Annotated in this window: 6 protein-coding genes; 4 read left to right on the top strand and 2 right to left on the bottom strand. The window is 65.2% G+C overall.

Annotation, left to right across the window (positions count from 1 at the left end):
- Positions 1-47: 47 nt before the first annotated feature.
- Entirely contained in the window at positions 48-1916 is a 1869-nt protein-coding gene (gene ftsH / locus ACLFQI_RS10250) for an ATP-dependent zinc metalloprotease FtsH (RefSeq protein WP_410759057.1), read from the bottom strand.
- A 158-nt stretch (positions 1917-2074) separates the two neighbouring features.
- Between ftsH and ACLFQI_RS10245 the strand changes: the two genes are divergently transcribed.
- The 4 genes from ACLFQI_RS10245 to ACLFQI_RS10230 all read left to right on the top strand — a co-directional run bounded on the left by ACLFQI_RS10245 (position 2075) and on the right by ACLFQI_RS10230 (position 5734).
- Entirely contained in the window at positions 2075-2203 is a 129-nt protein-coding gene (locus ACLFQI_RS10245) for a helix-turn-helix domain-containing protein (RefSeq protein WP_410759055.1), read from the top strand.
- 406 nt (positions 2204-2609) lie between these two features.
- Positions 2610-3050 carry an Hsp20/alpha crystallin family protein gene (locus ACLFQI_RS10240; protein WP_410759053.1) on the top strand — a complete coding sequence of 147 codons (441 nt, stop codon included), beginning with the start codon at positions 2610-2612 and terminating at the stop codon, positions 3048-3050.
- A gap of 42 nt (positions 3051-3092) precedes the next feature.
- Positions 3093-3491 (top strand): Hsp20/alpha crystallin family protein, encoded by a 399-nt coding sequence (locus ACLFQI_RS10235; RefSeq protein ID WP_410759051.1) that lies wholly within the window; start codon positions 3093-3095, stop codon positions 3489-3491.
- Between the two features lie 239 nt (positions 3492-3730).
- The gene (locus ACLFQI_RS10230) at positions 3731-5734 is read left to right on the top strand and encodes a cation:proton antiporter (protein ID WP_410759050.1); all 2004 of its coding nucleotides are present in this window, start codon (positions 3731-3733) and stop codon (positions 5732-5734) included.
- Between the two features lie 3 nt (positions 5735-5737).
- Here the strand turns inward: ACLFQI_RS10230 and ACLFQI_RS10225 are convergent, their stop codons facing one another.
- Entirely contained in the window at positions 5738-6256 is a 519-nt protein-coding gene (locus ACLFQI_RS10225) for an Hsp20/alpha crystallin family protein (RefSeq protein WP_410759048.1), read from the bottom strand.
- Positions 6257-6819 lie beyond the last annotated feature (563 nt).

The raw sequence follows: 6819 nt of genomic DNA, 5'->3' as shown, positions 1-6819 counted from the left end.
CGCGGTCGGGGTCTCGACAAGCCCGACTGCCAGGCCTCGGACCGGGTTCAAGACGGCGCTCGCTCTGGCTGCTCGCGCCCGAATCGACCGACGGTGCCGGCCTCCAGATCGTGCGTCAACTCGCGCAGGTCGCCCTCGTCGAGCGTCTCCCGCTCCAGCAGGGCTTGGGCACAGCGATCTAGGATCTCGCGGTTCTCATTGAGGATCGCGAGTGCGCGCTCGAAGACGGTCTGGATGATGGTGCGGACGGCCTCGTCGATCGCCTGTGCAGTGGCCTCGCTGAAACCGGACTCATCCCGCGATGGTGAGGGGTATTCCGGCGAGCCGAGGAAGGAGCCGCGGGCGAAATCGTAGGTGACATAGCCGAGTTCCTCGTCCATGCCATAACGGGTCACCATGCTGCGGGCGATCTCGGTCGCCTTGGCGAGGTCGTCCGCCGCACCGGTGGAGAGATGTCTGAAGACCAGCTTTTCCGCCGCACGCCCGCCGAGTAGTACGGCGATCTTGTTCTGCAGCTCCTCACGGGTCATCAGATAACGATCCTCGGTCGGGCGTTGGATCGTGTAGCCAAGCGCCCCGATGCCGCGAGGGATGATCGACACCTTGTGGACGGGCTCGACGCCCGGCAAACTCAGCGCGAGCAATGCGTGGCCCATCTCATGATAGGCGACGATCTCGCGTTCACGCCGATTCAGGAGGCGGTTGCGCTTTTCGAGGCCGGCCACGATGCGCTCGACCGCATTCGTGAAATCGTCCATCGTGATCGCCTCGGCGCGGCGCCGGGTCGCCAAGATCGCGGCCTCATTGACCAGATTGGCAAGATCGGCTCCGCTGAAACCGGCCGTCAATGCGGCGATCTTCTCGGCGTCGGCATCTGCGGCCAGACGCACCCGCTTCAGGTGCACCGACAGAATCTGGATCCGCCCCTGCTTGTCTGGCCGGTCGACCAACACCCGCCGGTCGAAGCGCCCGGCCCGCAGCAGCGCCGGATCGAGGATCTCGGGACGGTTGGTGGCCGCGATCAGTACCAGACCCTCGGCCGGGTCGAAGCCGTCCATCTCGACCAGCAGCTGGTTCAGCGTATGTTCGCGCTCATCGTGGCCGCCACCGACCGGGACCGAGCCGCGCGCCCGGCCCAAGGCGTCCAGCTCGTCGATGAAGATGATGGCCGGGGTCTTGTCGCGCGCTTGCTCGAACAAATCGCGCACTCGCGCGGCCCCCACCCCGACGAACATCTCCACGAATTCGGAACCGTTGATCGAGAAGAAAGGCACTCGCGCTTCCCCTGCGACTGCCCGGGCCAGCAGGGTCTTGCCAGTGCCGGGCGGGCCGACCAGCAGCACGCCCTTGGGCACATGCGCCCCGAGCCTGCGGTAATCGGTGGGGCTGCGCAGGAATTCAACGATCTCCTGGAGTTCATCCTTTGCCTCATCGACCCCGGCGACATCTTGGAAGCCGACCTTGGTGTCGGTCTCGACATAGATCTTCGCCCGGCTCTTGCCGACCGACATCAGCCCGCCGAAACCCTGCTTCTCGGCGAACTTGCGGATCACGAACAGCCATAGCGCGAAGAACAGCAGGGTCGGGATGACCCAGGAGAGCAGATCCCTCAGGAAGGTGCTCTCGACGGCCCCGGTGAACTCGACGTCATAGCGGGCCAGCTGCTCCGCCAGCTCCAGCTCCACTCGGGGCGTCGCGAATCGAGTACGACCGTCCTGCGGGGTCCGGTAGGTGCCGATGATGAAATCGCGACGGACCGTAATCTGTTCGATCTGATCGTTTTGGAGCAGCCGCTCGAACCTGCTGTAAGGTATCTGCTCGATCTTCTGCGCTTCCACCCAGAGGTCTTGCAGCGCAAGCACGCCGACTATGGCAGCGGCCAGATACCAGAGATTGATCTGCGTCTGTTTCTGCATGGCGGCACTCCAATCAACTCGGTGACCGGATCCTGTGGGTCGGACTGCGGATTTTATGTGTCCAGCCGCTGCTGTCTCAAGCACGGCTCTCAGGTCCCGCTGTGCTGAACGCGCGTCGGCCTCGGCCCGCGCAGCCAAGGCGCCTTCGTGCCGGTGAATTGCGCAACGAGGCCGAATGGCTGCTGATCGATGCCGCGCTCAAGGCCGCCGACTACAACCGCAGCCGTGCCGCCAAACTGCTCGGGATCGGCGAGCGCACGCTGCGGCGCAAGCTGAACGCCAGCTGACCGCAGAGATCGGCCATCACGGCCAATTTGGCCGCCTTGCCTCGCGATCGACCGGCCGATTTGGCTGCATCGGCTGGCCATTCAGGCCTGTCCCGGTATCCAGCGCCGGGCCGACCCGGGCAACTGAGGAAACGCTGATCGATCGGCTTTCGCGGTCGAGCGTCAGCACGGAAAGCAGAAACGCCGTTTCCGCGTTCCTTCATTTTCAGCAGCTTACGCCTCCTGAACAGAGAAGCGCATCCCCAGCCGCGAGGAAGCAGTGCATATTGCAGCGCCTCCCTGAGCGCCGATCGGCGACCGTCATCGAGGCGCTCCTGATCTTGGCCTCCTTTTTGCATGCACATCGGGCGACACCCACAGGCGTGGTCTCGACCACAAGCCGATCAACACAGAAGGAGGTATCTCCATGTTCGGTTATCCGACCAGTTTCGACACCCTGTTTGACGACTTCGCCCGAATCAACCGCGAGCTGGATGACGCGTTCAGCACCTGGGGCGCACCGGCAAGCATTCGGGCCGTGGCCCGGGGCAGTTTCCCACCGATCAACATCGGTGCCTCGGACGACGAGGTCCACATTTATGCCTTTGCCCCCGGACTCGATCCGGCGGCGCTGGACATCTCGGTCCAGCGCAACCTGCTGACGATGGCCGGCAGGCGCGCAATCGATCGGAGCGAGGAAGCCGAGTATTACCTAGGCGAGCGGTTCGCCGGCGAGTTTCGCCGGGTCATGACGTTGCCCGACGACGTTGACCCGGACCGCGTCGAGGCGACGTATCGCGATGGTGTCCTGCACGTGCAGGTGCAGCGCAGCGAGCAGGGCAAGCCGCGCCAAATCCCGGTGCAGTAATCCAGAGTTGCCACCCAGTTCAGCCAGACGAGGAGAGGTCCGATGAACGACAAGACCGACATGACCACCCGGCAAGAAGGCGGTGCATTGCGCACCCCGACTGAGCGCGAGATCATTCTGCGCCCGAGCGTCGACATCTACGAGGACAGCAGCGCCATCGTCGTCGAGGCCGATATGCCCGGCGTCGCCAAGGATCGGCTCGATATCCGGGTCGATCGCAACAGCCTGACGCTCGAGGGCGAGATCGCGATCGCGATGCCCGACGGCATGCGGGCACTGCATGCCGACGTGCGCGGCACTCGTTATCGGCGCAACTTCAGCCTCAGCGCCGAACTCGACACGGAACAGGTCGAGGCCAACCTCAAGGACGGCGTGCTGCGCGTGCGCATTCCGAAACGGGCCGAGTTGCAGCCGCGCAAGATCGAGGTGAGAACGGACTGAGCGCTCAGCCCGTCCCGCCACGGAGGTGACGACGAGATCCAAGGACGGACGCCATGCGAAGCGGCGCGCGCTGCGGGAGCCTTCGGGCATCCCCGGCGGGCGCCGCTGCCGTTTGCGACGTTGAAAATGGCTGACCGCGCGTGCGCGGACGATGCCCCTCCAAGCCGGACCCCTGGTGCTCGCCCTCGATGGCCGTCTTTCGCCGCGCGCCCCTTCTCGTCCGTTGACCTGTCTTCGCCATGCTTCAACCTTTGCTCCAAGACATCCTGATCCTGCTGGCCATCGCCGCGCTGGCCGTCGCGCTCTGTCGCCAGCTCGGGCTCTCGCCGGTCCTTGGCTTTCTCGCGACCGGCATTGTGAGTGGACCCCACGCCCTCGGACTTCTGCCGGATTCAACCGCGACACGTTTCCTCGCCGAACTCGGCATGGTGTTGCTGCTGTTCACGATCGGGCTGGAATTCTCGGTATCGCGCCTGCTAGCGATGCGGCGCCTGGTCTTTGGCCTCGGCGGCGCCCAGGTCGTGCTGACGGCGCTGGTCCTGGGCGGGATCCTCTGGTTGTGGCTCGACACTGTCTCGGTTGCCGGGGCGTTTGCCCTCGGTATCGCGCTGGCACTGTCCTCGACCGCCATCGTGCTCAAGCAGCTCGCCGAGCAGCTCGAGCTTGCCGCGCCGCACGGGCGTCTGATCTTGGCCGTGCTGCTGTTCCAGGATCTGGCCGCGGTGGGTGTTCTGGCCGCCCTGCCGGCCCTGACCGGCGCGGGCGGGGCTGCGCTTGGCCATCTGACCGGGCGCGTCCTGGTCGCCGCCGCGACGCTCGCGGCCATGGTCCTGCTGGGACGGCGCCTACTGCCGAGCATCCTCCATTGGATCGCGGCGACGCGCTCGCTCGAACTCTTCATGCTGACGACGCTCTTGCTGGCCTTGGCTGCGGGGCTGGTCTCCGAGCTGGTCGGTCTCTCGCCGGCGCTGGGTGCCTTCATGGCCGGGATGCTACTTGGCGAGACCCCCTTCCGTCATCAGATCGAGGCGGATATACGCCCGTTTCGGGATCTGATGCTCGGACTGTTCTTCGCCACGATCGGCATGCAGCTCGATCTCGGCCTGCTCGCGGGCGGGCTGCCGTGGCTGCTGCCGGCCCTGCTTGGCCTGATCTTGGTCAAGGCCGCCCTTGTCGCTGGATTGGCTGGACTGCTCTTCCGCCAATCGTCGGCCACCGCTTGGCGTTCGGCTCTGTGCCTAGCTCAGGGCGGTGAACTCGGGCTGTTGCTCCTGACCTCGGCATTGGAGCGGGAACTGATTTCCGCGGCGCTCGGCCAGTCGCTGCTCGCCCTGATCATCCTGAGCATGGCAGTGGCTCCGCTGCTGTTGCGATCCAATGGTCCAATCGCTGCGCGCCTGACCAGCCTCGGCAAGGCCGGACCAGAGACCGACCTGGAAGCGCAACTGGCCAGCGAAGGCACCGCGTTATCCGGTCATGTCTTGATCTGCGGCTATGGCGATCGCGGGCAAAACCTGGCAGCTATACTCGCCCGCGAGGGCATTCGGAGTCTGGCGCTTGACTTGGACCCGGAGCGGGTCCGCCAGGCCCGCAGTGCCGGCGCACTGGTGGCTTACGGTGACTGCACCCGCCCCGGTGTGCTGCGCGCTGCCGGTCTCGAGCGCGCTGCGGCGCTGGCCGTGACCTATCGCGATGGCGAGCGCCTCGCACGAACCTTGGCCCAGCTGCAGCGTCAGGGCGACCTGCCCCCCGTGCTGATACGCAAGACCGGCGCCGATCGCGACGCCGACCTGCGCGCCATTGGCGCCGAGGTGTTTCCGGAGCATCTCGAGTCCAGTCTGCAGTTCGCCCAGCAGTTGCTGCTGCTGCTCGGCCTCCCGCAGTCTCGCGTGGAGACCGCGGTTGCGCAGGTGCGTTCGGAGCATTATGCGTCGCTGCGCGCGGTGTTCCTGGATTCCAACGAAGTCGTCGCTACGCCCGGTGGAAGGCTCGAGAGCGCAACGGTCGGGGAGCCGCAGCTGAGTTCAGTCACGCTGCACCGTAACAGCCCGGCCGTTGGGCAGACACCGGAACAGCTTGGTCTCGAGGCTGACGGGATCGAACTGCTGGATGTACGCCGTGCCGGTATCCGCGTGCCGGGGCCGCTTCTGGACACCGAACTGCGCGGCGGCGATGTCCTGGTGCTCCGGGGCCCTGGCCGGGCCCTGGAGCAGGCCATGGCGCGCCTGCTTGATGGCGCCTAGTGATCAATCCACGGCGACCCGGCGCCGCTGTTCCGGCGCGGTCTTCGGCAGCTCGACCCGCAGCACACCGCGCTCGTAGCGGGCTTGCGCCCGGTCGATGTCGACCATCGCCGGCAGCGGGATCGAGCGCTCGAAGGCACCGTAGGCACGCTCCATGACGCGATAGCGTCCTTCGCTGCGTTCATCCTCGACGTGCTTCTCGCCGTGGATGAGCAGGCAGTTGTCCAGGACCGTCAGATTGAAGTCTTCCTTCTTCATCCCCGGCGCCTCCAACCGCACCCGAATGCGATCCTCCTCGTCAAGGACCTCGGCGGCCAGCACGCCCCAGCCGCTGCTGCGCAAGGCATGCTGCTCCTGCTCGTGTTTGTCCCGAGCGCCCGTGCCGCTCGACTTGGGCCAAAAACGGGTCATCGCCCCGGCAGCGCGGTGGGAGAGTTCATTCCAGCCCTGACTCCACCCCTGCACGAACCGGCCCCAAGTGTCGGTCACGTTTTCACGGAATTGCTGAAGATTCGTCGGCATGATGCACCTCCTCAGAACGGTAACAGTGCGTTGAGTTGGTCGTTGAGCGAATCGAAAAAGCCGTTTCCGGATTGGCCTTCCTCACCATGAGTACAGAGAGTTAAGCAAAGATAATGCCAATATTCTCGCTCGCCACCTATCAAACGTGATCGCCTGCCGTTCTCGCTTCGCAGCGCCAGAGATGAGGGCGTGCCATAAGGCGCTGGCTGCAAGCGTTCTCGGGGGTCGTGCGCCGCCTTGATCGTTATCGCCGCTCAACCTGATTGCCGGGCAACACTGGCCTAGAAGCTCAGATTCCAGCGGCTGTTCGTGTCCGCGCGTCAGGGCGAATGGCTATAGGCAGGCCGAGCGGAGGAAGCGGGGGCGAGTCGGTCGCCTCGCCGGTCACTCTGACCGCACTCCCGATCTACTCGCCGGTCAGAATGGCCGTTGATTGGGCCACCTGTGGTCTGGTGCTGCACTGTGAAAATCCTGATACGGACTAACCAATCAGGCCGCAAGCGGCTTATCTCCTCGACCAGTGCAGCAGCCTGCTCCAAGGACCAGAGATCAAACGACCGCGG

The organism is Halochromatium sp. (genome assembly GCF_046541315.1).
Lineage (GTDB): Bacteria > Pseudomonadota > Gammaproteobacteria > Chromatiales > Chromatiaceae > Lamprobacter.
This window is presented reverse-complemented; position numbering and strand designations above follow the sequence as displayed.

Excerpts from the sequence above, each read along its gene's own strand:
- ACLFQI_RS10225 (WP_410759048.1), bottom strand. The coding sequence starts at position 6,256 with ATGCCGACGAATCTTCAGCAATTCCGTGAAAACGTGACCGACACTTGG.
- ACLFQI_RS10230 (WP_410759050.1), top strand. The coding sequence starts at position 3,731 with ATGCTTCAACCTTTGCTCCAAGACATCCTGATCCTGCTGGCCATCGCC.
- ACLFQI_RS10235 (WP_410759051.1), top strand. The coding sequence starts at position 3,093 with ATGAACGACAAGACCGACATGACCACCCGGCAAGAAGGCGGTGCATTG.
- ftsH (WP_410759057.1), bottom strand. The coding sequence starts at position 1,916 with ATGCAGAAACAGACGCAGATCAATCTCTGGTATCTGGCCGCTGCCATA.
- ACLFQI_RS10240 (WP_410759053.1), top strand. The coding sequence starts at position 2,610 with ATGTTCGGTTATCCGACCAGTTTCGACACCCTGTTTGACGACTTCGCC.